This is a genomic window from Variovorax sp. P4_D9 (assembly GCF_056401695.1).
The window spans coordinates 1-1254 of the sequence record NZ_JBFUIU010001479.1 but is presented as its reverse complement, the minus strand read 5'-3'; the positions used below and the strand labels follow the sequence as shown (position 1 = coordinate 1254).

The window sequence follows — 1254 nt, the reverse complement described above, 5'->3', positions numbered from 1 at the left end:
CGCAGGCGGCGGGCCAATGGATCCGCCGTGCCGGCGAGGACGTGGCGTCCGGCGACGTGGTGCTGTCGCGCGGCGAGCGGCTCACGCCCGCCGGCCTCGGGCTGGCGGCCAGCGTCGGCCTCGACCGGCTGCAGGTCGCCAAGCGCCCGCGCGTTGCACTGCTATCGACCGGCGACGAACTCGTGATGCCCGGCGAGGTGGCGCCAGAGGCCATGAAGCCGGGCTCGATCTACAACTCCAACCGCTTCTTCATGCGGGCCCTGCTGCTGCGGCTGGGCTGCCAGGTCAACGACCTCGGCATCGTGCCGGACCGGCGCGACGCGACCATCGATGCACTGCACACGGCCTCGCTCAGCAACGACCTGATCATCACCACCGGTGGCGTGTCGGTCGGCGAGGAAGACCACATCAAGGCCGCGGTCCAGCACCTGGGCCAGCTCGATCTCTGGTCGCTGTCGATGAAGCCGGGCAAGCCCTTCGCCTACGGCCGCATCGGCGACGCGCACCTGACCGGCCTACCGGGCAATCCGGTGTCGAGCTTCCTGACCTTCCTGCTGCTGGTGCGCCCCTTCCTGCTGACCCTGCAGGGCGCGAAGCGCGTGGCGCCGGAGCCGATCGCGATGCGGGCCGACTTCGACTGGCCGCGAGCCGACCGGCGGCGCGAGTTCCTGCGCGCCCGGCGCAACGCGGCCGGCGGGCTCGATGTGTTCGGCAACCAGAGCTCCGGCGTGCTGACCTCGATGGTGTGGGGCGACGGCGTGATCGACACGCCGGCCGGCCAGCCCTTCAAGGCCGGCGACATGGTGCAGTTCATTCCGTTCGCCTCCCTGCTCGGCTGATCATGAAAGTCAACGTCCGCTACTTTGCCTCGGTGCGCGAAGCGCTCGGGACCGGCAGCGAGACCGTCGAGACGGCGGCGACCGACCTCGGTGCCCTGCGCGACCAGCTGATCGCGCGCGGCGAACCCCATGCCAGCGCGCTGGCCCGGGGCCGGGCCGTGCGCATGGCGCTCGACCAGATCATGAGCAGTGAGAGCGCCGCGCTGCGCGAAGGCAGCGAGGTCGCCTTCTTCCCGCCGGTCACGGGCGGTTGAGTGCTTCCAGCGCCGCGAGCAGGCCCGCACGCCGCTCGGGCGTGACTCGGGTCATCGGCGAGCGCAGTTCGTCCCGCATCCATCCCTCGGCGGCCAATGCCGCCTTCAGCGGGCCCGGATTCGGATCCGAGAACAGGGCCTCTATCAAGGGAAGCAATGGC

The 1254-nt window shown here is 70.9% G+C and carries 3 protein-coding genes; 2 read left to right on the top strand and 1 reads right to left on the bottom strand.

All coding sequences use genetic code 11. The features are described from left to right. Both AC1DY5_RS56175 and moaD read left to right on the top strand, forming a co-directional pair. On the top strand, positions 1–839 hold an 839-nt coding region (locus AC1DY5_RS56175; protein ID WP_478122796.1), incomplete at its 5' end, for a molybdopterin molybdotransferase MoeA. 2 nt (positions 840–841) lie between these two features. Continuing rightward, positions 842–1093, top strand: coding sequence for a molybdopterin converting factor subunit 1 (moaD, locus tag AC1DY5_RS56170; RefSeq protein WP_478122795.1), 252 nt, complete (start codon positions 842–844; stop codon positions 1091–1093). Here moaD and AC1DY5_RS56165 read toward each other — a convergent pair. Continuing rightward, positions 1080–1241 (bottom strand): dihydrodipicolinate synthase family protein, encoded by a 162-nt coding sequence (locus tag AC1DY5_RS56165; RefSeq protein ID WP_478122797.1) that lies wholly within the window; start codon positions 1239–1241, stop codon positions 1080–1082. The two genes, moaD and AC1DY5_RS56165, sit on opposite strands and share 14 nt — an antisense overlap. Positions 1242–1254 lie beyond the last annotated feature (13 nt).